This is a genomic window from Marinobacter excellens LAMA 842, assembly GCF_001574445.1.
GTDB classification, from domain to species: domain Bacteria; phylum Pseudomonadota; class Gammaproteobacteria; order Pseudomonadales; family Oleiphilaceae; genus Marinobacter; species Marinobacter shengliensis.
In genome coordinates, this window is the sequence record NZ_LOCO01000029.1 from 23,174 (window position 1) to 49,137 (window position 25,964).

The 25,964-nt window shown below is 49.7% G+C and carries 19 protein-coding genes and 1 tRNA gene; 10 read left to right on the forward strand and 10 right to left on the reverse strand.

Annotated features, from left to right (window positions below; translation table 11 throughout):
• Nucleotides 1-10: 10 nt before the first annotated feature.
• From J122_RS17835 to J122_RS17845, 3 genes are all read right to left on the reverse strand, one after another.
• Nucleotides 11-217, reverse strand: a complete 207-nt coding sequence (locus J122_RS17835; RefSeq protein ID WP_061333472.1) for a bacterioferritin-associated ferredoxin — start codon at nucleotides 215-217, stop codon at nucleotides 11-13.
• A 97-nt stretch (nucleotides 218-314) separates the two neighbouring features.
• Nucleotides 315-1,040, reverse strand: coding sequence for an LrgB family protein (locus J122_RS17840; RefSeq protein WP_061333473.1), 726 nt, complete (start codon nucleotides 1,038-1,040; stop codon nucleotides 315-317).
• Nucleotides 1,033-1,398 carry a CidA/LrgA family protein gene (locus J122_RS17845; RefSeq protein WP_061333474.1) on the reverse strand — a complete coding sequence of 122 codons (366 nt, stop codon included), beginning with the start codon at nucleotides 1,396-1,398 and terminating at the stop codon, nucleotides 1,033-1,035. Before J122_RS17845 ends, J122_RS17840 begins: the two co-directional genes overlap by 8 nt.
• 69 nt (nucleotides 1,399-1,467) lie before the next feature.
• Between J122_RS17845 and J122_RS17850 the strand changes: the two genes are divergently transcribed.
• The 7 genes from J122_RS17850 (at nucleotide 1,468) to J122_RS17880 (ending at nucleotide 10,094) form a co-directional block, all read left to right on the forward strand.
• On the forward strand, nucleotides 1,468-2,013 hold the full coding sequence (locus tag J122_RS17850; protein WP_061333475.1) for a YaeQ family protein: 546 nt from the start codon (nucleotides 1,468-1,470) through the stop codon (nucleotides 2,011-2,013).
• 90 nt (nucleotides 2,014-2,103) lie between these two features.
• Nucleotides 2,104-2,180: transfer RNA gene (locus J122_RS17855), tRNA-Arg, on the forward strand.
• 295 nt (nucleotides 2,181-2,475) lie between these two features.
• Entirely contained in the window at nucleotides 2,476-5,058 is a 2,583-nt protein-coding gene (locus tag J122_RS17860; RefSeq protein WP_061333476.1) for a DNA phosphorothioation-associated putative methyltransferase, read from the forward strand.
• 90 nt (nucleotides 5,059-5,148) lie between these two features.
• Complete coding sequence (dndB, locus tag J122_RS17865; RefSeq protein ID WP_036134109.1) at nucleotides 5,149-6,228, forward strand: DNA sulfur modification protein DndB; 1,080 nt, start codon at nucleotides 5,149-5,151, stop codon at nucleotides 6,226-6,228.
• Nucleotides 6,225-7,745: a DNA phosphorothioation system sulfurtransferase DndC gene (gene dndC, locus J122_RS17870; RefSeq protein WP_061333477.1), complete on the forward strand. Its 1,521-nt coding sequence runs from the start codon at nucleotides 6,225-6,227 to the stop codon at nucleotides 7,743-7,745. The genes dndB and dndC overlap by 4 nt, the downstream gene beginning before the upstream one ends.
• Nucleotides 7,745-9,739, forward strand: a complete 1,995-nt coding sequence (gene dndD / locus J122_RS17875; RefSeq protein WP_061333478.1) for a DNA sulfur modification protein DndD — start codon at nucleotides 7,745-7,747, stop codon at nucleotides 9,737-9,739. The genes dndC and dndD overlap by 1 nt, the downstream gene beginning before the upstream one ends.
• A gap of 1 nt (nucleotide 9,740) precedes the next feature.
• Entirely contained in the window at nucleotides 9,741-10,094 is a 354-nt protein-coding gene (locus J122_RS17880; protein ID WP_061333479.1) for a DndE family protein, read from the forward strand.
• Nucleotides 10,095-10,174: 80 nt separating this feature from the next.
• Here J122_RS17880 and J122_RS17885 read toward each other — a convergent pair whose 3' ends face one another.
• The 6 genes from J122_RS17885 to J122_RS17910 all read right to left on the reverse strand — a co-directional run bounded on the left by J122_RS17885 (nucleotide 10,175) and on the right by J122_RS17910 (nucleotide 20,445).
• Nucleotides 10,175-11,449: a DGQHR domain-containing protein gene (locus J122_RS17885; protein WP_061333480.1), complete on the reverse strand. Its 1,275-nt coding sequence runs from the start codon at nucleotides 11,447-11,449 to the stop codon at nucleotides 10,175-10,177.
• The gene (locus tag J122_RS17890; protein WP_061333481.1) at nucleotides 11,449-11,922 is read right to left on the reverse strand and encodes a hypothetical protein; all 474 of its coding nucleotides are present in this window, start codon (nucleotides 11,920-11,922) and stop codon (nucleotides 11,449-11,451) included. The genes J122_RS17885 and J122_RS17890 overlap by 1 nt, the downstream gene beginning before the upstream one ends.
• A complete protein-coding gene (gene dptH / locus J122_RS17895; protein ID WP_197463878.1) occupies nucleotides 11,922-17,030 on the reverse strand; it encodes a DNA phosphorothioation-dependent restriction protein DptH in 5,109 nt (1,702 codons plus the stop codon). The genes J122_RS17890 and dptH overlap by 1 nt, the downstream gene beginning before the upstream one ends.
• On the reverse strand, nucleotides 17,011-18,345 hold the full coding sequence (dptG, locus tag J122_RS17900) for a DNA phosphorothioation-dependent restriction protein DptG (protein ID WP_061333483.1): 1,335 nt from the start codon (nucleotides 18,343-18,345) through the stop codon (nucleotides 17,011-17,013). Before dptG ends, dptH begins: the two co-directional genes overlap by 20 nt.
• Entirely contained in the window at nucleotides 18,342-19,937 is a 1,596-nt protein-coding gene (dptF, locus tag J122_RS17905; protein ID WP_061333484.1) for a DNA phosphorothioation-dependent restriction protein DptF, read from the reverse strand. Before dptF ends, dptG begins: the two co-directional genes overlap by 4 nt.
• Before the next feature lie 271 nt (nucleotides 19,938-20,208).
• Nucleotides 20,209-20,445 carry a helix-turn-helix domain-containing protein gene (locus tag J122_RS17910; protein ID WP_022993304.1) on the reverse strand — a complete coding sequence of 79 codons (237 nt, stop codon included), beginning with the start codon at nucleotides 20,443-20,445 and terminating at the stop codon, nucleotides 20,209-20,211.
• Between the two features lie 152 nt (nucleotides 20,446-20,597).
• Here J122_RS17910 and J122_RS17915 point away from each other — a divergent pair, with 152 nt between their 5' ends.
• From J122_RS17915 to J122_RS17925, 3 genes are read left to right on the forward strand one after another with little or no spacing between them, the layout of a single operon-like run.
• Nucleotides 20,598-20,837, forward strand: coding sequence for a hypothetical protein (locus J122_RS17915; protein ID WP_058091260.1), 240 nt, complete (start codon nucleotides 20,598-20,600; stop codon nucleotides 20,835-20,837).
• Entirely contained in the window at nucleotides 20,830-22,038 is a 1,209-nt protein-coding gene (locus J122_RS17920) for an Arm DNA-binding domain-containing protein (RefSeq protein ID WP_058091259.1), read from the forward strand. The genes J122_RS17915 and J122_RS17920 overlap by 8 nt, the downstream gene beginning before the upstream one ends.
• Complete coding sequence (locus tag J122_RS17925) at nucleotides 22,028-22,321, forward strand: hypothetical protein (RefSeq protein ID WP_035232409.1); 294 nt, start codon at nucleotides 22,028-22,030, stop codon at nucleotides 22,319-22,321. Before J122_RS17920 ends, J122_RS17925 begins: the two co-directional genes overlap by 11 nt.
• A gap of 303 nt (nucleotides 22,322-22,624) precedes the next feature.
• Here the strand turns inward: J122_RS17925 and J122_RS17935 are convergent, their stop codons facing one another.
• Nucleotides 22,625-25,144, reverse strand: coding sequence for a hypothetical protein (locus tag J122_RS17935; protein WP_197463879.1), 2,520 nt, complete (start codon nucleotides 25,142-25,144; stop codon nucleotides 22,625-22,627).
• Nucleotides 25,145-25,964 lie beyond the last annotated feature (820 nt).

Consider the following 25,964-nt stretch of genomic DNA (forward strand, 5'->3'; position numbering starts at 1 on the left):
CCCGCCAGTGTCAGGCGGGCTGGGCCAGCATGTTGGCAAGGGTCAGGTAGTCAGGAGAACGTGCTTCTTTCAGGATTTCCCGGGCCGTACAGGCGCAACGACCACACTGGCGACCAACACCCAACTCTTTGCCCAACTGACGCATGGAGCTGATACCGTTATCTGCCGCTTCGCGGATTTCTCTGTCTGTTACCCCGACACACAAGCATACATACATAGGAGACACTCACCAACTGAAAAACGTTAGTGATAATTATTGTCATTACAAACGAGAATTGCAACCATTTGTACTTAACTTTTTGCTAATAAATGTATCAGATCATCCAGAAGGCCAGCGGCAGGAACAACGCCGTGAATACGCCCGTCAGCCCCATCCCCAGAGAAGCAAAGGCGCCGGCAGTATGACTGATCTCAAACGCACGGGCCGTGCCAATGGCGTGACCATTGAGGCCAAGGGCAAAACCGATGATGCGGTCGTCGGTAATCCGAAGCCAGCGGGCGCACCAGTCCACGAACAGTGATGCCAGCACACCGGTGATCAGCAGCCCGCCCAGTGTGAGCGACACCGACCCGCCCAACTCCTCAGTGATACCCATGGCAATGGGTGCGGTAACCGACTTGGGCGCCAGCGATGCCAGAACCATGGGCGCCGCTCCCATCAACCAGGCAATAGCCAGGGCATAGAACGCCGCCAGGCTTGCGGCCAGGGGCAGCGTCACCATAATCGGCCGCCACAGCGCCCGGATGTGATGCATCTGTTGATACAGGGGAACACCAAGCGCAACCGTTGCCGGCCCCAGCAGCACCGTTAGCCAACGCGCACCCGCCTCGTAACGTTCAAAGCCCAGGCCACTGGCGGCCACCACCGCCGCCAGCAACAGCGCTGCAATCATCACCGGCGGCAACCACAACGGGCGCCGCAGCCTGGCAAACAGCCACTGGGCCACGATAAAGGCGCCCAGGGTCAGACCGATGGACAACATGGGGCCAGCCGTCCATGCCGCCAGCAAAGCGTTGAATCCGCCCGGTTGATCAGTCATGTTGATCACCTCGGGCTTGCTCGGTCGTCAGTTTCTTCATCAACAGCAACGTGGTGAATACACTCAGCAAGGTGCCTAAAACCAACGCCACCACCACGGCTGTCCAGTGTCCGGCAAACTGATCCGCAATAAAAAACACACCAACAACACCGGGTGTGATCAGTAACACCAGAACCGATATCAGCCCCTGGCTGGCTGCCGCCAGCTCGTCGGTTACCCGCCCGCGAAGCATCAGGGTAAAGGTTGCCATCACCATACCCAGAACACCACCGCTGATGGGCAGCCCCACCAGTACACGCACCGCTTCACCCAGCAGAAAAAACACCACCAGAACCAGAAAACCCCGCAACACCACCATGCCGCTATGCCCTGCCAAGTCAAAATTGCTCTACACTATTGCCCTGCCACCCAAAACACAGGACGCTCAATGGCACTGAAAGCCACTATCTTCAAAGCCACACTCCATATCGCGGATATGGACCGGCATTACTACGCCGACCACCACCTGACCATCGCCCGCCACCCGTCAGAAACCGACGAGCGAATGATGATCCGGCTGCTGGCCTTTGCCCTGAACTCCACAGATACGCTGGAGTTTACCAAAGGCCTGAGCACCGATGACGAACCGGAGCTGTGGCAGAAATCCCTGACCGACGACATCGAACTCTGGGTAGAGCTGGGCCTGCCAGACGAAGACCGGGTTCGCAAAGCCTGCAACCGGTCCCAGCAGGTCATTCTGTATACCTATGGCGGCCGCGCCGTGCCGGTGTGGTGGGAGAAACACCATAACAAGCTGGAACGATTTGGCAACCTGACCATCGTCGACCTTCCCGCCGAAAACACCGCAGCGCTGGCCCGCCTGGTGGAACGCTCCATGACCTTCCAGGTGTCGATGCAGGACGGCGAAGTCACCTTCAGCAATGACACCGATCTGGTCAGCATCACCCCGGAACAGAAACTGCCAAAGGTATGAAAACAGAGTTGCCGCAAGGGGCTGGACAGACGCCCCCGGCGCACGTAAGATTGCGCACTCGAAATTGACGAGCAATCCGCAGTTTCGAATGCGCCCGTAGCTCAGCTGGATAGAGCGCTGCCCTCCGGAGGCAGAGGTCAGAGGTTCGAATCCTCTCGGGCGCGCCATGAATATCAAGGACTTGCGTGAAAGCGCAGGTCCTTTTTTTTGGCTTGTGCCCAAATGGTGCCCTGACAGTGCCCGGCATTTTTTCACAGATTAGCTTCCGACCTTTTTCGCGACCTTTGCCATACTTGCCCTTCTAGAGGGTTTGGGCACAGTTTCCCGCCGCCCCTGGAACCTATCTCGTTACCATGGCCTCTTGAACAGACGAGCAAAATCCGCAAACATCGTACAAACAATCTCTCAGTGCACGCTAGGCGACTCATAGAGAAGGAGTCGACACATTCCGGTTCAGTCCCCGTGGAAAAATCTAACAAGTTTATTGGCAAGAAGATCGCTGGTTACAGGTATCTACATACCTCCGCGCTTTCTGAACTTGACGACGAAAGCCGTAGCGCTGTGCGCAAAGCCGAGGCCAGGATTACTCCAGAAGCCCAGTACAATGTCATTAAAATCCGAGAAAGTGCTGCCGAAATATCTTTCCTGAATTATCCAACTTTTTTTGAGGAAGCTTTCCCGACTCTCGAACAATCATGGAAAGTTAACCTCGATACAGGGCAGTGCCGATACAGAGTTTATTCAGAATCGAATAATCCCCCCATCCTTCACCGCAAAGAACTTCTGCTGCCATCCTCTCACCCAGATTTTCAACGGTTTTTGGAGCTGACCAAAGAGGCTGAGAGTATCGGTTTATTCGACGATACGACCAGAATAGGCTTTCTACAGGACTGGAACCGTCTCTTGAAGCTAAAAGGCTATGAGGTTTCCGAGCACGCCCTGGTGCCTATAGCCAATGAAACTACAGAGAACCTGTCAGCCATCGAAAGCGGGTCAGAAATTCACCGACATTTAACTGCCCTCACTCGAACGCAACTATCGGCACCTATGCAAAGCCTTGCGCGATATGGCTATCTTGATCAGACGAGGTCAGTCTTTGACTACGGGTGCGGCAAGGGCAACGATGTTCAGCTCCTAAAAGATAGCAATATAAACGTAGCTGGATGGGATCCTTATTATTCTCCCAGTGCAGAAAAGAAAACAGCAGACATCGTCAACCTAGGGTTTGTCATCAATGTTATTGAAGTGCCGGAGGAACGTCACCTCGTCCTGACCAACGCTTATGAACTTGCGTCAGAAATCTTGGTCGTATCTGCGATGCTGGAGAACGCAAATGCTCGGGGTGGTCTGCCTTTCAGGGATGGTGTGCGCACCTCACGAAACACTTTCCAAAAGTATTTTTCACAAGGCGAACTGGCAATTTACATTGAATCAGTACTCAGAACAGAGCCTGTTCCGATAGCCCCGGGGATTTTTTACGCTTTCAAGACGGATGCAGCTAAGGCTGACTTCCTGGCTAGAAAAAGCGTTAAACGAAGCCGCCCTCGACCACTTCGAGCGAAGAGACCGCTCAGCAGCCAGGAACCTGAGCGCCGGGCACCGGCTAGTCTACGGAAGTATGAAAACAACAAGGATATTTTAGAAAAGTTGTGGAGCACTTGGCTAGATTTTGGCAGAAAACCCAGGCCAAGCGAGATCGAAAACCTCCATGACATTCGGAGATTTCTGGGCTCCTACCCTGCCGCATTGAGAATTCTTGAGACCATCAAGAATGAGGAGGGAGCGGTAGCATTAGCGAGGGCTGAGCAGGCTCGCAAGGACGATCTGATTGTTCAGTTTGCCGAACTACGATTCTTCCGGAGCTCACCCCCACGCCCTATGCCTAACAAGCTCAAGGAAGATGTCAGACATTTTTTTGGGACCCTAGCGAATGCCCAAACAATCGGAGAAGATCATCTCGTTCGAGTATTGGATAAGAGCGCAATACTGTCTGCTTGTATCGAAGCCTCTGAGCAGGGCTTGGGGTGGCTGCATGACGAACACTCACTTCAACTACACACTGAGTTAATACCAAGATTGCCCCCAGTCCTCCGAATTTACATCACATGTGCATCTAGCCTATTCGGAGACCCAGGTTCTGCCGATCTAGTCAAAATCCACATCCGTTCCGGGAAGCTTTCCCTCATGAATTACGACGACTTCTTCGGAAAGGCCATTCCGAAAATGCTCGTTCGCACCAAGATTAATTTGAGAAATCAGCGGATCGACGTTTACCAATACGGTGATGAGTTTACCCCTCCCAACCTCTACCTGAAGAGCAGGTATATGCATGAGGATCAAGAAAACTATGCCGAACAATTGCGTTTTGATGAAGCGCTTGAACAACTGGGAGTTGGCGATTTTAGCGGCTTCGGCCCTCCTGACAGAGATTTCCAGAACGCGCTGCGCGACAAGAGATGGGCAGTAGAAGGACACAGCCTGACAAGGAGTACCGAAATTCCGAGCCTCGATCATCCCTGCGGCCAATACTTCAAATATCGCGACCTGATTGAATGCGGCGAAACGCAGAAGTCGCTTAAAATCGAGAATCACCCGCTCCAACCAGAGACTTACACCGCCCTCCTCGACCTAGCCAATAATCTTATCGATCCTATCGTGGACTATTTCGGCATGATCAAGCTCACTTATGGCTTTTGCTCGTCAGAACTGAGCAAAAATATACGGCGTAGGATCGCTCCGAAACTAGATCAGCACGCATCCCATGAACTGAACAGGTTAGGCAACCCCATCTGCATGCGCGGGGGCGCCGCAGTGGACTTTATCGTCGAAGATGAGGACATGTTCGAGGTCAGTCAATGGATCGCGGAAAACCTCGAATTCGATAGGATGTATTTCTATGGCCAAGACCGGCCAATTCACGTAAGTTTCAGCGAGACACCGGCCAAGCAGGTAACGGTGATGAAGCGAAGCTCTGCTAACGAACGACTAATTCCAAGATCTTACTCTCTCAACGATTTCATGAACTTAGATAACTCCCCAATCTGAAACATCGCCCTACCACGCGTTGACCCGGAAGTTTATTTTAGGTAAATTAACTTCCACTCCAACTTTTAACTTCCATTCTCGGAGCCCCTCATGGCCGAGTTCTCCCACACCTTCCCGGCAGCGAGAGGCGTTCAGTCCGGACGGCCTTGCTACGTGGCCATGTGCCCGTTACGACTAATACCAAAAATTTTCATCTTCGATGGGCAGGAAGTTCCTCCAGAACTGAGAGCTCAACGAGTATTGAATCGAACCCGAATACCAGACATTGTCAGCTATTTGGTCGACAACCCAACGGACTATACGCTTTCGGGAATCACAGCGTCTGTAGATGGTCAGGTCTCGTTTGAACCCAGTACCGACACAGGTATCGCCCAAAATCTTGGGCTACTGTCGATCCCCATGGATGCAAAAATCCTGATTAACGATGGCCAACACCGCCGTGAAGCCATCGTTCAGGCAATCGAACAAAATCCAGAACTCGGTTACGACAACGTCCCTGTGTTGTTCTTTATTGACGAAGGTCTGAAGCGCAGCCAGCAAATGTTCGCGGATCTCAACAAGCACGCTGTCCGGCCAAGCGACTCTATCAGCACGCTCTATGACCACCGGGATCACTTATCCGAACTCGCCCGAGTTGTTGCTCGTGAGGTGAAGGTATTCTCCCGGCTGACGGAAATGGAGAGGTCCAGCATATCCAACCGAAGCAGCAAACTTTTTACACTGTCGGCTATCAAGAACGCCTCAAAGGCTCTGCTGATGAAAGGGAAGAGTGACCTAGTTAGCGAGGACGAGCAGCAGTTGGCAATTGAATACTGGAATGAAGTCGCGGCTAACATGAGAGACTGGCAACTCGCTCTGGAAAAGAAAGTAGCGACCTGCGAGCTCCGTGAGCAATACGTTCATGCCCATGGCGTCATGCTGCAGGCCATGGGCCAAATAGGCGCCGACCTTTTGTTCAAGCCAAAATCTCAGTGGAGCCGGATACTGCAAGGTCTTCAAGACATTGATTGGGCACGAGCTAACAATGAGTGGGAAGGTCGAGCAATGCATCACGGTCGCATTAGCAAGGCTCGCAGTAGCGTCGTCCTCACGGGCAACTACATCAAACAGCAATTAAGTGTTCCTCTCACCCCTTCCGAGCAGGAATACGAGGAGTCGCTTAAGCCATGACTGCGCAGGAACAGTTCGTTTTCCCGGATCATCTATCCATGATTCAGGAGTTTTCTCTTGGCAATCGCCCTCTAGTGGACCTAGTGCGCGAAATTCAGAACATATATTGCTCTGACGACCGGCCCTGGATAATTGGCTTCAGTGGAGGAAAAGACTCTACTTGCGTTCTTTCCTTGATCTACATGGCACTATTGCAGCTTCCTGCCGAAAAGCGAACCAAACATGTTTATGTGGTCTCGTCTGACACCTTGGTCGAGACCCCTGTCGTGGTCGACATGATCAAGAGAGTAATAAAGCTGATTAATGAGGCAGCGCCGAAAGAGGGCCTACCTATCAGTGCACACAGTGTTGTGCCAAAGACAGATCAAACCTTTTGGGTGAATTTGCTCGGTCGTGGTTATCCTGCGCCAAATCAGACGTTCCGCTGGTGCACGGAACGAATGAAGATAGACCCTGTGAGTGAGTTTATTCTCGATAAGGTCGCCAAATTTGGTGAGGCCGTTGTAGTGTTGGGCTCTCGCAGCCAAGAGAGTGCGTCTCGCGCCCAGGTTATCGCGAAACATAAAATCGATGGTTCTGCCCTTAGCCGCCACAGCTCTCTTCCAAACGCCTACACGTATATGCCCATCGAAAGCTGGTCCGCAGACGAAGTGTGGATGTACCTAATGAGTGCCCCATGCCCATGGGGAGGATCAAACCAAGAGTTGCTCGAATTGTACAAAGGGTCGAACCAAGGCGAGTGCCCGCTGGTAATCGATAAAAGTACGCCCTCGTGTGGGAATAGCCGTTTCGGGTGCTGGACGTGCACCGTTGTGACTAACGATAAAGCGCTGCATGGCCTTATCGAGTCGGGTGCCAACTGGATGAAGCCTTTGTTGGCGTTCAGAAACAAACTATACATGTCCCGCCAACCAGAAAACTCTGAGGAGTATCGCAACTTTCGGCGAAGAACAGGAAGGGTCTCTTACAACTCGGGCGACATCAGTGATGATAGTGTGCGAGAAGTACGCCATATCCCGGGCCCCTATTGGCTGTCCAAGCGCCAAGAGTTCCTCCGTGAATTGCTCACTATTGAGAAGGGGATTAACGAGAGTGGTGAGTCTATCGAACTGATTACTCGCCCCGAGTTGCACATGATAAGAAGAGAATGGCTACGCGACCCAAATGAACCGGACTGGGAAGACTCCCTGCCGCGGATTTATCGAGAGGTCTATGGAGAGGACCTTGATTGGGTAGAGGACGATGCTGGCGCATTTACACGAGCAGATTCAGAAACACTTGAGAGGCTCGCAGAAAAATACGGCGTTCCATCAGCGCTTGTTCGCAAGATGCTGGAAGCAGAACTTCAAGTATCGGGTCTAGGCAATCGAAGGGGCATACTGAACAGCCTGGAGAGTATCCTCCAAAGAGATTGGGAGGATCTCGACGCGATCAATGAGCGCAACCATTCCTTTCGTAAGCGAGGCAAATCGTACGTTGAGGAAGTGAAAGACGAATTTTCAGAGTTTTTGAACTAATGCTTATTAAAGAGCTTACGCTTACCGACTTTCGAGTCTACGAAGGGAAAAACTCCTTCAACCTCACGCCCGAAAAGAGTGCGGCCAAAACACGGCCCATCATTCTTTTTGGCGGTTTAAATGGCGCGGGTAAAACAAGCATCCTTTTGGGCGTAAGGTTGGCGCTCTACGGACGTTTGTGTCTGGGCAGTGCAGTTTCCCAAAAGCGCTATGATGAGTTTCTGCTCGACGTTATCCATCACTCAAGAGAGACTGGTCGCTCTGCCAACTCTTCGTCTGTTGAGCTCAAATTCACTTACGCAAAGCTCGGAACGGAAAGCCAGTACCACGTTAAGCGTGAATGGGAACGAAAGGGCAAAGGCGTTAAGGAAACACTCACTGTCTTGGAGAATGATACGCCTATTAAAGGTCTGAGCTACGAGCAAGCTCAGAATTTTCTGAATGAACTGATACCTGCAGGTGTATCCGACTTATTCTTTTTTGATGGTGAGAAAATCGCCCAACTAGCTGATGATTCCGGAGGAATAGCCCTCGAACAGTCTATCAAGAAATTACTCGGGCTCGACGTCGTGGAACGGCTCTCCGGCGATCTCACTGTTCTTAACCGGAACCTGGCTAAACGATCGTCAGCTCAGGAAATGCAGGCACAAATCGATGCTGAACAGTCCAAACTGACGCACTGCCGGAAGCAAGCTGAGATCGTCCGTCAAGAGATCTCAACCATCCTCGCTCAGCGCGCTGAGTTACAAGACCGCGCGAACAGACTCCAAAAAGACATCGATGATCGGGGGGGGCATTTCTCCACATCTCGGGCTCAGCTCGAAGCCAGGTTGAGTCAGCTCCAAAGCGAGCGAGATAACTTAATATCCGACATTAATGGCCTTATATCCGACGCCGCACCCATTGCCTTGGCAGAGGACTTTTGCCGAAGAACTAAAGAGCAGATTGAGCAAGACCTCCAGCTTCAGGGGCTTTTGCAGGAACACAGAATCCACAACGAATACCGAACACACCTGGAAGACGCTCTCGATTCAAAGCTGGCACCCGATTCTTTGGCTATCGTGCTCGCTGAGATGGATAAACTGGGCAACTCCCATCAAGACCTCGAATCCCAGACTTTGGTTCACGACTTAACGCCCTCTCAAGCAGGGAAAATATACTCAGCATTCGAGGACGCCAGTAGACAACGGCAGGACGTGATTAAGTTGTTTGATGCTCTGGAGTGCATCGAAGCGGAACTCGATGAAATTGGTGCATCTCTGGCCCGCGCTCCGGACGATTCTTTGATTGCCTCTGATTTCGAAAACTTGCAGCAGCTACAGCAAAAACTTGGCAGGTTAGATGCTGAAATCGAGTCAGCGCGGGCGAAAGGAAAAGACGCAGCTAATGAAGCCGTCGAAATAGCCCGCCGGCTTGACCGACTTTACGAAACTGCTGCGAAGCTGAGCGACCAAAAGAGAGTTATCGACTACGTCAACAACGCCAATGGCTTGCTCGCGGACTATGTCGATCAGACAGCGACCGCCAAGGTTCGAGACCTTGAAGTCCAGTTCACCGAGTGCTTTGCCAAACTTGCTCGGAAAGAGGACATGGATCTACAAATTCGGATCAACCCCAAGACCTTCCGCGTAGAACTATTGACCGGTAACGGGCGGACAATAGCGAAAGACGAGCTTTCAGCTGGTGAAAAACAGATATTTGCAATTGCTGTTCTTGAGGCACTTGCAAAAACCTCCGGACGCCAGTTGCCTATGATCGTCGATACTCCATTAGGGAGGCTAGACTCCGAGCACAGAACCAAGCTGATAGAAGGCTATTTCCCTATCGCAAGCCACCAGATGATTGTGCTCTCTACAGACACTGAGGTGGATGAATCATTCTATTCTGATCTCGCACCCGACATATCCCGGGCCTATAAGCTCGAATACGATTCAAAAGCCGGGGCCACTCGCGTCCGTGAAGGTTATTTTTGGCACCAAAAGGAGGCAAGCTGAGATGTTTCCCACCCGCATTCAGTTGAGCAAACAGACTTGGGATCGGCTGCAATTCTTGCAAACCAAAACACGCCTTACGCCGAACGTGCTTGCACGAATAGCCATCGCGCTGGCGCTGCGCGACACACAGACCGCAATCATAAATGAGAGTAAACCGGACCAGTTACATGTTATCAACCGCGACGTTCTTTTTGGAGGCCAGGAAAAGGCGTATGAGGCTCTGATCAGACAACTCTGCTCAGAACAAAAAATCGATGCCGATCCTCAAAGCATCGTTCGGTCCTTAATTGATAGCGGTTTACACAAAATGGGGCATACGAAAACAACCTCTGATCTAAAATTTTTCTTTGCCTAGCAGCGTCACATCACCTAACACTTTCATCTCATAAGCAAGAAAATCGATCTCCGACTACTACTAATAAGATAGCCATTTGCTCAGATGAGCGAGTGGCTGATTTCCACAATCTCTGCATAGTCTCTGCTGTCAGAAAAATCCTCTAGTCCTTTTAATCCAGAGATAAGTAGCAATAAACTCCTAATTCTCGATGAGCCAACTGCAGAAGCACTAAAGAATGAGACTGAAAAATCTACATTTTTAGCTTTCTCGAAAAATCTTTCAATTTCTGATCCGTCATAATTTCCGCTCCTTTTCTTTAGGTAATCCTTAAGAAACGCAAAACTACCGATAAAACCAACGGTTTTTCGCAGGTAAGAATGCTCGGCACTTCCCGCAACAAGGATGTCGTAATACTTAGACATATAATCGACTACTACATCCTCAATCTCTTCATCTTGACCAAGTATAAATTTCTCCCTTAGCGGCAGCGTACCGGTTCCCAGGTCCAGCCCTTTTCGACCGATCTTGTTTTTGTAATTTTGAATGTCGTCTCTATCTTTTCTAGGATTGCTCGATATGAGAGAGAGAATGCCATCGACAATAGTTGAGAGTGATACCAGTGTGTTTTCTTCTTTTTGATCCAATTTATTTTCATCAAATTTATTACTCGAAGAGCCTCGGCCGGGATCATCATCAAAGGCGACACCTAAGGAAATCTTTCCAATCAAAGACCCTCTTTTAAACCTCATCACTCTTGCAATATAAACAGCGAGCTTTTCTGGCGACCAATTATTCCGATCTTCGTCTGAAAGGTTAAATCCATAAAGCTCATAAGCCAAACTTTTGTCAACCTTTTTCTGATTGATGTTAATCGTTGCAAAAATATACGCTTGGTAAGGAGCAGGAAGATCAAGATAAACAGAACATAACAAATCCATATCCTTTCGATCGGAATGTTCAAATCCTGCCAAACGGTGCTGCCCATCAATTATGCACGCCATTTTTTTATTAGTTGGAATGCACAAATAAAATAGTTCATCGTCAACCCTTTCAACGTGCCACCTTTCATTCTCGTCTTGGACTAGCAGTCCATTTTCTTCATAATTTGCGCCCAATATTATTGAATTCGGAAAGGCGGACTCGTTGCTATCAATAAATCGTGCGATCTCCTTTTCACGCTTTTCGTCCTTTTTTCTTTGATTTCCAGCAATATTACCGAACACTGAGCCTAGCATATTTCGTCTTTCATACCTGGCTCTGGCACTATAAGTAAGCTTTTCAAGGTCGGACGCTGACAAAACAACAGAAAAGAAATCACCCAGTGGCTGTCGTATTCTCAACGCAGGAATCCTTAAATAGTTGGCTCCCGGCATCACAAACTTCCTCCCAACGCACTTTCCGCAGACTGAGTGTCATATTCCGTTCTATTTACATGGTGGAAAAACCACATCAATACCGTAAGCAGCAAGCCCAGCGAGCTCCACACACTGTATGAGCCTCCCGTATCATTAGCGCCTTTCACATAAAGAATTATTGCAAAAAAACATAGAAAAAATATAAAAGCTTTAGACGTCATTTCTTTTTGATCATCGTCTTTACTCATAAAAAGACGATCTCCAATTATTATACTACTAGTCGCGACACCAAAAATTAGGACATCGAAACTCCCCATAAAGCTGCTATTTGGGCCCCAGCCGATAAAAGGCGGTACCCACAAGCCGAAAGACCCAACACAAAAAATAAAAAGAAAATCAACCCAAAACTCTCTTCTTTTAACTGCCTCGCAAATCCTGTTATAAAATACCGGGAAATAATTGTTTCTGGAGATTACTTTATCACCACTCATCACTTTAGTTCCCAAAACGCCAAGTCTTTCATCTTATGCACTTTCTTTTTTCCATCTACATATAGGCTGTAATGTTTATTTAACTTCCTGATCTGGCCCATAAAGTATTCTTCGTCTTGCTTACTCTGAGTATTGAAGATGGCCTTAATTTCCTGCGATTTGATATTGGTGACCTGGTGGATGACCCAAGAGAGGATGAGCGTCGAATAGTCATTGTCTCCAGTTTTGAAGTGCGTCAATTCTTGGGTCGACAAGATGGTTCCAACGCCAAACTCTCGCCCTTCCTTCAAAATTTTCTTCAAGCTTTCAAAGTCCTGGGACATAAAATTATCAGCTTCGTCGACCAGAATCATTTTGGAAATCTGACGAAGGTCACCGGCAAGTTGCGAACTTCCTTGCTGATGCATCTGTGTGTAGAAAAGATCTAGTGTCAACGCGACGACAAGGTTCTGAATGGTGCGATCGTAGCCGGAAAGGTTGATGACTGTGACGCCATCTATCAGGTCATAGAGTGATTGAGTTTTACTCGTGTCCGGCTCAAAGATTTCATAAGCGGATAATACTTCGAGCGCTGCGTATAAGGAGTCGTGGTCGATCTTCTCCTGCTCCTGAAACGCTGCCCAGACATCTTCCAAAGTTGGAGCAGGCCTACTCCAAGTGCTTTCATCATTCGAATAAATGCTGGCAGCTTCATACGCATCCCGAATCACAGTTCGTAATTTGCTTTGCTGCTTTACGCCAAGGTTATAAGACTTGGTCATCGACGAAATGAACTGACCAGCAACATGCACCGGTAGCTTTTTCTTGTCTCCAAACAAAGCGAACGGGTTGAAAGGCAAGCAGTCAAGTTCGAAAACCTTGGCATTAGTGGCCTGAACAAAATCGTCTTTAACGTAGTCAGCCTTGTAGTCGAAGATCAGTATCCCTATTGGGGCTCCGTCAACGTTATGATTCTGATTTCGAACAAGCTGAGTAATCAGCGACTTAGTGAATTGGGTCTTCCCTGTGCCCATCGTGCCAATAATTCCGGTATTCGTATTGAAGAGCTTTTCGGTATTCGTAGGCTCCCAATAGACTACCTCACCGCTTTGAACATCCTTGCCAAACTCTACTCTGAGTGGCTCGGCTAGTGCCGCAGGTTCGGAGTTGCCCACCTTCTCTTCAGAAGTATCATCAGCCGCAGCGGGGAAGATACCGCTATCATGTTTTGCAAATGGGTACACGACCGTTTCTGCCTTATTGGGGGCAGGCTTCTTCGCTGCATCCTCTTTTGTGTCTGCACGATGTTGCTCAGTGAGAGGCTGCAGAAAATACTCTTTGGGAACATGAAGAAGTGACGAGTTTTCGATTTTCGCTCTAAGCTCTTGGTAAGGGGTCCTTACTAGCTGATCCAGTAACCCCATCGGTATTTCAGCCTGAAGAACTTCTTCAGCTATCTCATACTTCTCTTCAAAACAGGACTCATTGTTGATGTGAGCTACCACCATTGCACCGGGATAATTCGAGAGCTGACCGATCCCATACCGGCCTTCTAACCACTCTTCGCGATGGTTTAAGAAATCCTCGAAATGGTTATCCTCGAACACTCGATACAACTGATACTTCTCGATTTGCAGAAGCACTTGGCGAATGAATAGCCCGCGATAGAGACGCGACGCAAGCGTGTCCGGTCCTAAGAGGTCTTCTTCCATGTATCGTTTCAACTCAACCGCCTGCTCTCTCGCCTTGGAGAAATCAGGGCGGCCCCCAGCTTTTACCTCCACAGGTAGGAGGTAGAGTTGGCCTTCCTTAAAACCTGCGAACAAGATATCGTCAGAGATTGCACCTTTTTTGATCTTGCGGTTGTGGCGCGAGAAATCACTATCCGTCATCGCAAGGCCAATATTGCCGGCCACTCTGATCATTTCGGCGACAGAGATAGGAATCCAGGTGATATCTGACTGGGCCAAAAGGGTACTAACGATTTTATAGGCACCGATAATGCCTTCTTTTGCAATCTTTTCTTTCGAGTGGTCGGTAATCAGTCTGAGCAGCCATTCACCATTGAACGCATTGAACTCTCGAATCAATTCATTGCCAGCATTGCCCAAGACGTTCTTATAAAGGTCAACTTGCTTAGTGACGGTGATCGCGTCATAACCCGACGAGCTTGTGTATTGATCGGAGTAGTGAATCAGAATCACGCCTTCGGTGGCTTCAAAGAACTTCAGCGTGACCTTTGGATCTATGATGGTCGTCCAGACTGAACTATCGTATGAGCGCTCCAGCAAGGACATAAACTCCTGACTCACTGCGAGGCTCGTGGCCGAATGATCATGATAGACATCGTTCTTGGACTGAGAGGGGCGCCAAAGCGTTCCTATTAACTTAGCCAGCTTCAAGTGCGGTGAAGAGCCGTAATCGACACCTTTCAGGCCAAACGCCGTAAAGTATCGGTCGCCCTCGCTCCTCGAAGACTCACCTGACAACAGTCCAGCGCAGGCAACACCCGAAACGTGCTCATCAATGTTGTTGTCCACAGCTTCCACTTTCTGATCATTTTTGAAGAATGTCAGATGAGCATAAGCTTGCTTTTCCACTTGGTTGTGCTGAAACTTGCTGAACGTTAGCCTGGTTCGTAGTAAATCGATTACCGCATCGGCATTGCGACGTGCGGCCCCCTTATCGAGCCCGTACCGTTCCTTAATTTCGTCATACATCCCCATCTCAGCGAAAACATCAAACTCAGTCTCGACCAACTTCTCGTCATAGAGATTGACGTGTATGTGACGACCGCCGAGCAAGTTCGCCTGATAGTAGGACACCAGCCCTCTGAATAACTCTGAGTTTTCTGCGTTGTTGACAGAGTTTATTAACAGAGGGGCGTCATCGACCTGGCGGAATAGCTGCTCAAATGTAGACGTGAACTCCTCGATTTTGTGCTTTACAAGGTTTATCACAAAATCAAAGCTTGTATCCTGATGTGGCACTATCTCCAACCAGATGGGGTTCTCTGGCACAGCCTGTGTATAGCTGTAACGATTGTCTCTGTCGAAAAGGTGAGGGAGTAATCCCCGTGCGTTTAATCGTCCTTTCGTAACCTCTGGTAATTCGCGAAAGCTACGCGCTTCACCATCTTCAACGATTTCTTCAACTAAACTCAGATAGTAGGCCATGACCAGCGGATGGAACGGAGTAAAAAATCGACGCTCCTCCACTGTTGCCAGCCCAATGCGAATCACCAGCCGTTCAGAGCTATCGAGCGGCTTACCCTTCTTAATTTTTTCCAAGTACTCAACGGAAGCCAGAACATACTCTTTACCTAGGGCAACAAGTTCAGGCCCCCAGCTAGCCAGCGAGGGCAACGTCTTACGCTCTTGAAAGTAAGAAACAAGGGCGGCATAGGCTTGATATATTCTGTCGTCGGCGAGCGAAAGGTTTGAAAGTGGAATTCCTTTGCGTCGATCATTGTCCCATTCGATGCACTCTTCATTAACGAAGGCAGACTCTGCCTGGAGCAAGGCTTTTCGGAAGAACACTGGCTCCGATTCTTGGCTATCGAAGACGACGGTCTCTTTCCCTGGCCGATACACACCATTGAAGTTATCGTCTTTAAAAAGCCTGGCAAACCGACTTGGATCAAAAATCACTGGTAGCCGCAGTGCTTCTTTGCTCGGTTCTCCTTCAACGAGTACAAAGAGAGACCTGTCCCCATTCGTCAGGGTGAAATTAACTTCGTCAGACTCATCGTAGAGCTGCTCGAAATCGATCTTTCCCACTGAATTTACGTCAATTGTTTCACCGCTGTCGGATAACACGGTCTCAGGGGTGACGTCAGGATTAACGTCAAGGCGATGTTGGTCTGCCTGGAGTACGAGTGCTCTTCTCCTTCTATCGATGAGAAAGCGATTCTCAAAGGCCGAAAGATAAAAGACCCCCTGTTGCACTACTAGACAATGAAAGCTGTATTTTTCGTTCGAAGAATCTCGATTGAGTCTCAGACTAAAAAACTCCGGTTCACCACTACATGGTCCGGAGATAACGAAGGTCGACTTGTCACCTCTAAAAGAGAAATCAATGTCAATGACGTCAGACATAGCTCTTGGCGTAACCAAAAGCTCCTTTTTTTCTAATCGCTGACCAACGAACTTGATCTTGAAGCTGAACAGGTCCTGTCCACTCGGAACTTCAATAATCAGATGCTTATCTCGCCTACCCGCCGAGGTGTCTTTCTTATCTCTTACGTCGATTTCGCAGCCATTAACCTCGACCCCTTCATAGTCGAGAGTCAGCTTTTTCTGGAGTTCCTCTTCGTCTCGAAACTCTTGGTAGTTGAGCTCGGTCCAGGGAACTTCAGCTCCTTCTCCAAAATGTTCTTGTATGAATTTTGATCCAAACTTTGTCAGCTTGTCTTCCAAGTCATTCGGGAAATGCTCAACGGCAAACTCAATCTCTTCCCTTAGCTGGCGATTCGACTCCAGTCGGCGCGCTACCTGCTTCTCATTCGAATTGCTTAACACCTGCGGGTCGTTGAACAGCCCTAGCTCTTGGAATCGCAGGTCTCCGTCTAGCAATGCATCATGGAGATGTCGAAATCCGAATACACTGGAGCCTTCTTCCGTGATTATCCGGGCTTGGTGCTCTAAGAGACACCGGGAAGCAACTTGATTCTGAAGGCCACCAGATATCATGAGATCCAGCTCATTTTTTGTTTGATTAGGCGACCAAACAGCGTCGCCCTGGGCCAGGTCGAACGCACTATTAATCAAAGTATCAAGAAGGCTGTTATGTACGATTAGCAAAGCGCACCCCTCGAAAGGGGGCATCTCAGCTGCCACAGTATCCCGAAGATTTGATATGTAGTTTTCCGTGTAGCAACCATTCTGAATATCAGGCTGCTCCAAATGCCCGGTCACCAACAAACGCACATCATTAATCTGGAGATATGAAAGTTCGTGCTCGCCATAATGTAGTCGACCATCACACTGTTCTAACAACTCCGAAACAAGACGTATTGTGTTGTCTGGGTCTGGTGATTTGAACTGATACCGGGCGCCCGCTTCTATCCGGGACTGAAGCCAACCACGTAGATTACTTACCAAGAAGGCTTCAAAGTGTTTTTCGGACATAAACCGCATCTCCGCTATCGCTCATTCGCTCGACATTACCAATTCGCTCCAAAAACCTGATGATCGCTTGCTCTGACTGTCTGTCGAACCAGACCCCACGTTTTCTAAACTCCTGAAGCAGCTCTTGGAACTGAATCTGCTTTCTACTGCCGATAGCCAGGTTTGTGAGAAGGAGTAGATAATCTTGAGAAATTGTCAGCACTCTTCCTGAGCGCCCCCTCACCTGGACAAAGTGTGGAGCAATTTCATTCTCAAATGCGTTCACAAATTTATTGTTTACAGCGTGTTGGTTCGTACCTTTTGTCCCAAAAATTTCCTTGGCAGTTCTACTGAGAATCTCAATCAGTTCTTTCGTTGATTGAGGATATTCTTCAAGAGGTGGAAATTTTCTTTTTTCTCGATACTTTTCGCAGAACCTTATCAGCGAGCTATTAATGCTATTACGCTGTAACGTATCCATCTCGTTTATATCTAAAAAAATCTTCCAAAGAGGAAACTTTATCGCTTTCCTATTCTTCGGTTGATTCAGATATTCAAGCATAGAAAGAACCGGGAATAGATCGAAAGCTTTCGTCCTCAGGTGACGAAAAGCTTCTCTAACCTGATTCCGCTCTAAGCTAGCCTTCTCGGTATCAAGAATGAAAAAAAGTGGTTTACTAGCAGGCTGCTCCGTCCAACCATTGATGTTCAATGCCAACTGGGAGCTATATAAAAAGGTATAAAGGCTAAAAAATGCTCTAAGGTTGTCTAAGAAATATCCGGGGTGCTCCAAAAGAAAGCCAAGATCCTGGGAAAAGAGCTCTGACATAAATGGCAAATAAGGCCTCTCAACGGGATCCTCATTACAATCAGTCAATTGCTGATGGAACGCTTCAACAAGCTCTTGCTCTAGGAAATTCACTTCACTGCTGAGTTTCGGAAATCTTCGATTCGAGTCACGAATGAAGCCGATAAAAACTTGCGCAACATGTTTATTAGTAGATGCCTCAGCCTGAGCGGCTTTGGCAATTAGAAATTCCGGAGAAACTTTAAACAAACCTGCCGCTTCATTATCGAAATACATCTTTTCAATAAGAGGGAAAATTTCTTTGTCCGTTAGCTTATACTGTAAGCGACCATAAACTGAGGACTTAAAACTCTCTAACGTTGAGCCTTTCTCAAGCCGCTTTTGAAAAGCCACCGTCAAAATGCTTCCAGCTATTGCTTCAAAATCAAGGCCAGACGACTGAGACCGAAATGGCAGAAAATGGTTAACGAAGTTTTTGTTCTGAATTTCTTGTTCATCCAGCGCAAACAAGTTATCGGAAATACTCACTCGACACCTCCGACAACGATCTCACTGTCTTCAATTTCATTCGTAAGATAAACGTGTTGTCTACCATCCGAAAGCATCAGCTTGTTTGAACGAATGACGACTTTTATTACGTCGTCGACGATCTCCTCCAAAATCACAATCGTATTCTTATCGTGCTTATTCGGCCTGTACCCATCGTTTATTTTAGAAACCAGCTCAAGAAAACTAAGGTTTACATTAAACGTTTGAAGTGGTTCATCACCAACCTTAAGGCAAACCGGAAACTCGTGGATATTTGCCATCTCTTCATTTTCAATTCTTTTGAGGTCAGGCTTAATATCGGCAACTGCCGAAATAAAGATGCCGTTTCTGGAGCACAAAAATAAATGCTGTTTTGCAGTTAATGACGGATCCAACCTGTTTCCAAATCGAACCAGTGCATATACAAGCTCATCCTTATAGAAACTTCTCAGATTTTGACGCTCCTCAGCGCTTCCATCATAACTTTTATGTAAACGCCAAATCTCAATGTATCTGTCGTAAAGCGGCTGTTCAAAATCCTTTTTGAAACGTTCATGAAAGTTATTTCCAATGGCGATATCTTGAAAAAGGTAGAAAAATCGTAACCAACCAGCCGACTCAATGTCGACTATGCCTAGGGCTTCCTGCACTGAATTCTGGAACTCATCGAAAGCCTCTTCTCTGATACCTAGAGGATGCTGAATGAGGAACTGATCAATACTCCGAGACCTAATCGTGCATGGGTCAAAATGGCTGATAACATCACTCAAGTCATTGTGACCAGCCACAAATAGATTGTTGAAAAGCAAGCTGGGTCCGCAAATCAAATGGTGAACGAAATCGAGCAGAGCCCGCGCAGAAAGAAATTGATCAAATTTCAATCTAGCAGAAAGAAGCAAGTGGACTATCCGATCACGCACCTGCTCGTGTTTGAGTAACTCATAGTTCAGAGTCAGAGTGCTGGGATTCGTTCGCACCGCATCCAGATATGCAAGATGTAGCGGATTTTTTTCATTGGAGGCAACTACGCGCGAAAACAATTCACTGATAAAGCTCGATCCGGTCTTTCCGTCCTCAATACTGAATTTCGGATACTGTTCAAAGTTAAGGAACTTGTATGAGACTGAAATTTCGTCCCCACTTTGGAGGTAGGATTCAATGGCACTCCTGATGTTTTCGTGGCGGGGATGTCCTTGAGATGCAAAGTTAAATAGCATCCCGACATTTATTCCAATGACCAGCGGCTTGTCCGACTCACGGTGCTCGTCAAAGAGCTGGTCTAACGCTTCAATTGCATCTTGATCGGGTTTAAACGCATGAGTAGCATCTAGGTGAAACCTGATTCTGTCTGAGTAGGTCTCGTAATAGCGTTTTAGAATTTCAGACTTTCCGTCACCGGAAGAGCCACACAAGAAGATGACACTTTCTGACGAAAGGTTCGAATTCAGAAGATCTCTGAAGTCTTTCTCAATCCTCGTTTCGACGTAGAGGTACTCTTTTAGTTCGTCTTGCTCTTTTTGTCCCGCCCCCAGCGTTGTAACCGCTTGAGCTGACGACCGAGCCAGGGTGTCAAGCAACCGTTTGAACTGCACGCTATGTCCTTAACCGTCCGGTGGTACCGCGAGTGATTATAATTTTTAGAAAAACGACCAAAGGTCATTGAGACTACCATAGCGAGATTTCACGAGGGAAGCTAGAACCTCACCCCCTGGAGGGGAGGTATAGAAAGGTGGGAAAAGTTAATAAACTCAACAATTAAACGTTCGTTCTGATGTACCCGCAGCGTTGGCTGGCGTCGAACATCCAGCTCTTGGTGACTCTTGCACCAATGGTGAAATTTACAAGATTTCCTTCCGATGGTTCTCAATCACCATCTTCTGGCTCTTCAACGTGCTGTGCCACTTCTTGCAGCTCCACTCCAAAGTAGATGCAAAGCTTGTCCAGGATTTCTGTCGTCGTGTTATAGCCACGCTGGTTCGCAATTTTGGATAGCGTCGTCCTGTGGATTCCAGTCTCCTTCGAAACCTCATCCAGCGTAACCCTTCGATTTTCTTGAAATCCTTTCTCTGCGATTAGTTCTTTTAGACGAAATCTGATCATGGTCGGCAGGCCTTTGAGTGTGTAGCGATGATACCTCATAAGACGCAAACCCGCATCCAATGATGATTAAAACCTACAAAAGACTGTTGACAGCGTCGAAAATAGGCTTAATATGTAGCTTGTACGCTACAAAGAAAGCCTAGGAGAAACATATGAACACTACCGAATACCTGACCACCGAAGAGCTTGCAGAACGGATTCGCTATGAAGCCCGGACGATTCGCGAGCGCCTGAAAGACTCCGTGCTCCTCGAAGGCGTTCATTACATTCGGCCGTTTGGCGGCCGGAAAATTCTTTACATGTGGGAGCCCATCCAGCGAGATATGGCGCTGCACTCCGGCCACCACTCACTTTCTATTCCTATGGCCAACGGAGGACGTATGCATGGCTAGCATTCGAGTACGCGAAGCAACACAGAAGCTGTTTTTCGATTTCCATTTTCGAGGTAAGCGCTGCCGAGAGCAGACCGCTCTTGATAACACGCCCGCAAACCGGAAAAAACTCCAGGCGATTCTCAAACGAATCGAAGCGGAAATCACACTGGGCACTTTCGAGTACCACAAATATTTCCCAAACAGCCCCAAAGCCCAGGAGTTCACGAGGCAAGCAGAGCTCCGGCGTTCTCGCGAAGCTCACGACACGCCGTTGTTCAGTGAGTTTTGTGAAACCTGGATGGATGAGATGCGGGTGCAGTGGCGAAAGTCGCACATCACCACCATCGAAGGCACTCTGAAGAATTACCTGATCCCGGAGTTTGGGGAGAAGGAGGTTGGCCACATCACCAGGCAGGAAATTCTTTCGTTCCGGGCGTCCCTCGCCAAAGTTCAGACCCGGAGCAAAAAGCCACTTTCCGCCAGCCGTATCAACCGCATCATGACGCCTTTGCGCATGATTCTGGGAGAGGCAGCCAACCGATTTGAGTTTACCTCACCCTTTCAGGGGATCAAATCACTGAAGGTGCCGCGGTCCGATGTGGAGCCGTTTTCGCTGGAGGAAGTTCGGCTGATTCTCGCCACGGTTCGGGCGGACTTCAGGAACTACTACACCGTTCGCTTCTTTACCGGTCTTCGGACCGGTGAGATCGACGGGCTGCAGTGGGATTGCGTCGACTTTCAACGCCGGCAGATTCTGGTTCGCCAGGCACTGGTGAATGGCGAGATCGAGCAGACCAAAACCGACGGCAGCTACCGGCACATTGAAATGCCTCAACTGGTCTACGACGCCCTGAAGGATCAGCGCAAGGCCACCGGCAACAACACTTTTGTGTTCTGTAATGGCGCAGGCAATCCGCTTGAGCACAACAACGTCACCAAGCGGGTGTGGTACCCCCTGCTCAGCCATCTGGGCCTACGAAAGCGCCGGCCGTACCAGACCCGCCACACTGCCGCCACGTTGTGGCTGGCCGCTGGCGAGAACCCGGAATGGATTGCCCGGCAGATGGGGCACACTACGACCGAAATGCTGTTCCGGGTTTATAGCCGGTATGTGCCGAACCTGACCCGTCGGGATGGTTCTGCGTTTGAGCGGCTGTTGATCAATGAGTTCGAGGCCAAGGTAACACCGGAAGAGGAGGCAGCAAGCGATGAGGTCTGAGCTGATGTTATTGGCGGCCATGCCGTTGAACCGTCTGATACCTGCCGAACGGCGCACCGTTCGTAATCTGGCTAGCAGCCTGTGTGTGGCCATGGGCATCCTGCAAGAGGGCTGTCATCTGGTGGCCATCCTTGGTCTGGGAGGAGAACGCACCAACCAGGAGGCGATGGAAACCTGGGTGTACTGCGAACTCGTTAAGCAGAATCTGGAAGCGGGCCGTGACTCTCTTCCAATGCTGATCAACCGGCTTCAGGAACTGGAGCATGAATGGAGGACATACTAATGGCCAATCCGGCGATTGACACTGCGGGCCTTCATCTAGCCTTTTGGAGGGATCAGTTTACGGTTCTCGGAGTGCATCCGTTCCAGTCAGCTCGCACTCAGAAAACCATTTATCAACTAACCCTGCACTGTCGCGGACGACAGGTGATGGCTTATCTCGCGCAGGCTCAGGCAGTTCAGACTGGCGTACCGGTATTAGGCAACCGAGTGACCGCCAGCCTGAAGCTGCTGAGATTTCCTTCGGGAGGCCGCCTGATCGTGGAGTCGTTAGATCTTTCCTCCAACACTCAATAGCGTGAACATCTTAGCCAGGGACGGCGCCCTTCTCACTTTCATCATCCAGCGTGTCAGCATCAAAGCTCCCGTCTCGGAAACTCTCAGGCACTGCGTCGTACAGCACACACCCGGTGAACACCACAAACCGAATGGTGGGCCAAAGGTATTTGCCAAGCTTGTGCGGGGCTTTCCAATCAAAGCTGACATTGCCATGCTTAGGGATTCTTATGTCCTCGGCCGGCCGGATAATGATGGCGTTTTGCGCAACACCCAAGCTCTGTCCCCAGAACTTTAAAGCTGCTTTTCTGTTCTCTTCTTTGACCGTCAGCGTAATAGTAGCCCTTGCTCCGAGGCGAAACTTCTTCATCAGAGCCATAAAGGCAATCTGCCTTGACCTTCCCAGGGGCCGGAGCGGAGCCTTACTCCGCTGCACGCTCTCGGCTGCGGCAATAAGCGCTCGTCGCCCAGACTCCGGGTCTTCGGCCATCCAGTCAGACAGCCATTTGAAGAACTGCATACACTCCTGAAACGCGGATTTCGATTGGGGAGGGCTGATATAGGTCGGTAATTCCGGTGCCCGAAAAATCAGCGTAAAGGCCTTATACAATTCGGTGTTAGCTAGCTCTGATTTCGGTCTCAACGAAAAACTCAACCGAATGCCAAGCTTTCGAGTCGGTGAGGGTGTTCCGGTCATGCCAGTAGAGCTGTTCATCAGCAACGCCGAGCGCTCATACCACTGCTGCACGATCGGCAAATCCAGATCCAACTGGGCCGCCGTTTTCTCCAATGCCACAGGCAGGGGCTCATGAAGCTGCGCCTGCGTCCGAATGAAAACCTGGCACGAAACCCGATACGGCAGCAGCGGATTGATGTCTTCGGCCACCCGGTTAACAACGGGTGGCAATTCCTTCTTTTTATCGCTGATTTTCGGAAGCGCCATCAGGCCTTTCGCAGGTATTCGAGCCACAGCTGCCAATATTATTCCGGGTGTCACTCGGTCCTTTAGCTGTGAACGGTGCCGGAATCGTTCAAGTGCACCTGACGTTTTGTCTAGAAGCGCTTGCTGCTGTGCAATCGTGTAAGACCGATCATCGCTAAGCAAGTACTGGCGAAGTGCGAGATCCAGCAGGTGGGTGTAGCTTTTTAGGGTCACCCTTTCACTCGAATGGCCCATCCACTGAGCCAGCTGAGAAAGCGGCCGCCAGGCGTTAGCGACTCCAGCATTCACCGTGTTGCCTGAGCCGTGCACGGCTGGCATGAGTTCTACGTCATTCGACCGAACCCAAGTTTCCGGCAAGAGGTCAAAAGGTTTGCGCTCCAGCAATCGCAGCAAGGTCAGCGTTGCAAAACTGTGTCTCAGATGGTGAAAACGTATATTTTCATCACCCGACACGGATCTGAGTAGGGCCGTCAGCCCATCAAACGCCCATTTTTCCTGGATTCGAAAGGTTCCGCTGACTGGATCTTCGAACAAGGCGTCACGCGCCTCATCGTTGGCGCGCCGCAACTTGCGCCCATTCACAAACCCGGTCAACCACTCCAGTTCATCTCCGGTTAAAAGCAAGCGTAAAGGAAGTCGGCGGATTGCCGCGTCCGACTTTACGCCGGCAATTTTGGTGGGGCGTACGAGCAGCTCGGGATCGTTAACGGTAGGATCCCCGAGGCCATGGAAATCTCCGTATTGCCGGGCCCAACACTCGGTTCGCCGAAGCCCACAACGGAACCCCATAATCAACAGGGCCAGCTGTATTCCCGCCAGCTCATCGTCGGCACGAGCCAACAAAAAGCTCTTTGCCCGGTGATACTCCAGAGGCGTCAGTATTGCCGCGTCGACGCCATAGCCTGAGCCCTCCTCCATTGGGATACGAGGCATTCCGTAATATCGGTGAAGAAATTCGTGCCACTCGGATAATGTCTGTCTGAGTGCTCCACCGTTACCGGGAAAGCCGCTCACCACCGTCTCATAGATCGATTGCCACTCATCCGAGTCCAGGCTTTCAGGGTTCGGAATGTCAGTTGCATAGGGCAGCAAAAGTTCCAGGTGTTGAAGATTGCGAATCTTTTGCTGCAAGGCCGGTGACACACTCTCGTCGGTTCTCAGAAGCGCTCGAACGTAGTGACACATCAACTGCACCAGAATGGAGCACCCCTTCTCTTCTGCAATTTTGTCGAGCGTTTTGAACACCTCCGCTTTCGTTGCCAATACATCCCTCCGTTGCCTTTCCGTCCTGGCCCCCTGGGCGGTCAACGCTTCAGATGCCAGGAACCGCACCCGCTTCATCAGACGTTTGAAAAATGGTTTTTGGTCGGTCAACGGGAATTCAGGAATGATGAGAGCCGGAGAGCCGACCATCTCGTTCTCACGTTCGGCCTGAGATGCTTGCAGTGCAGGTTGGACCACCGTCCCACCGGTCAACAATCGCATCCAGTTAGACAATGGCAAAGAAGCGCCCAGGTCAGGTGTTCGGGCGTAGTGAACCAGGAAACCTGGCGCGACCATGACCAGGTTTGCCTCGGCAACCGCAAAAACATGCAACGGCCGGTTCAAGGTAATCCGGTTTGCCTCAATGAGCCCACCGACAAAGCGCGTCAGCAGTTCCTCATCCGGAGACGCCTTACCTTTTACCTCATTTACCTCTGGCCAATTGCTGCCCCAGCGCAGGTACCAGCGTCGAAGCAGCAGTTCGGTGATAGGCGCCAGAATGACCCTACGGCAGGTGTCGGTTGAGGGACGGGTACGCCCGCCAAGCGAGGTCGATTCCAATTCCAGCCATGTGTAATCACCGGCGCTACCGGCACCCTGCCGGATCGCCTCACTCAGCCGGTTGAACCATCGACGCGCGGTAACGCCACTATGAAAAACCAGGCTGTACAGTAACTCACCAGCATCCCTCGCCATGGCCTCTTCGGCTGGCAGCTCAGGAGCGGCACTCTCCAGGCTGGCCAGGAACGCATCATTTATACGGTCGTAGTCGGCCAATCGGGCTCCCATGTCAGGGGTGGTGAACGAGGAAAACATCTGGACGCTCTGCACAGGCATCGGGACAGGCAGCTGCCAATTCCGGGTTTTCACCCCTTCATCCAGCAGCTTCACGAGATAATGCTGCCTGTCTTTGACCGCACGACCTTCAACGGTTTGACAGGTCTTGTCGACCAGCTGGGCAACCTCTTCGGCTGTCATCGTCAATCCTCGCTGGCCGCTTGCCAGCTCCGGGTGGTGCTCTCGCAAATAATCCCGGACCGCCTCCAGGTTGCGTAAACCGCTGAAGGTTGCCACCCATTCCATGTGAAGCCTGCCACCCGGACCGGAGCAAGGCTGCCACCCATCGGAGCGTAGCGACGCGGGGTTTCTCTTCTTACTCCGAAGT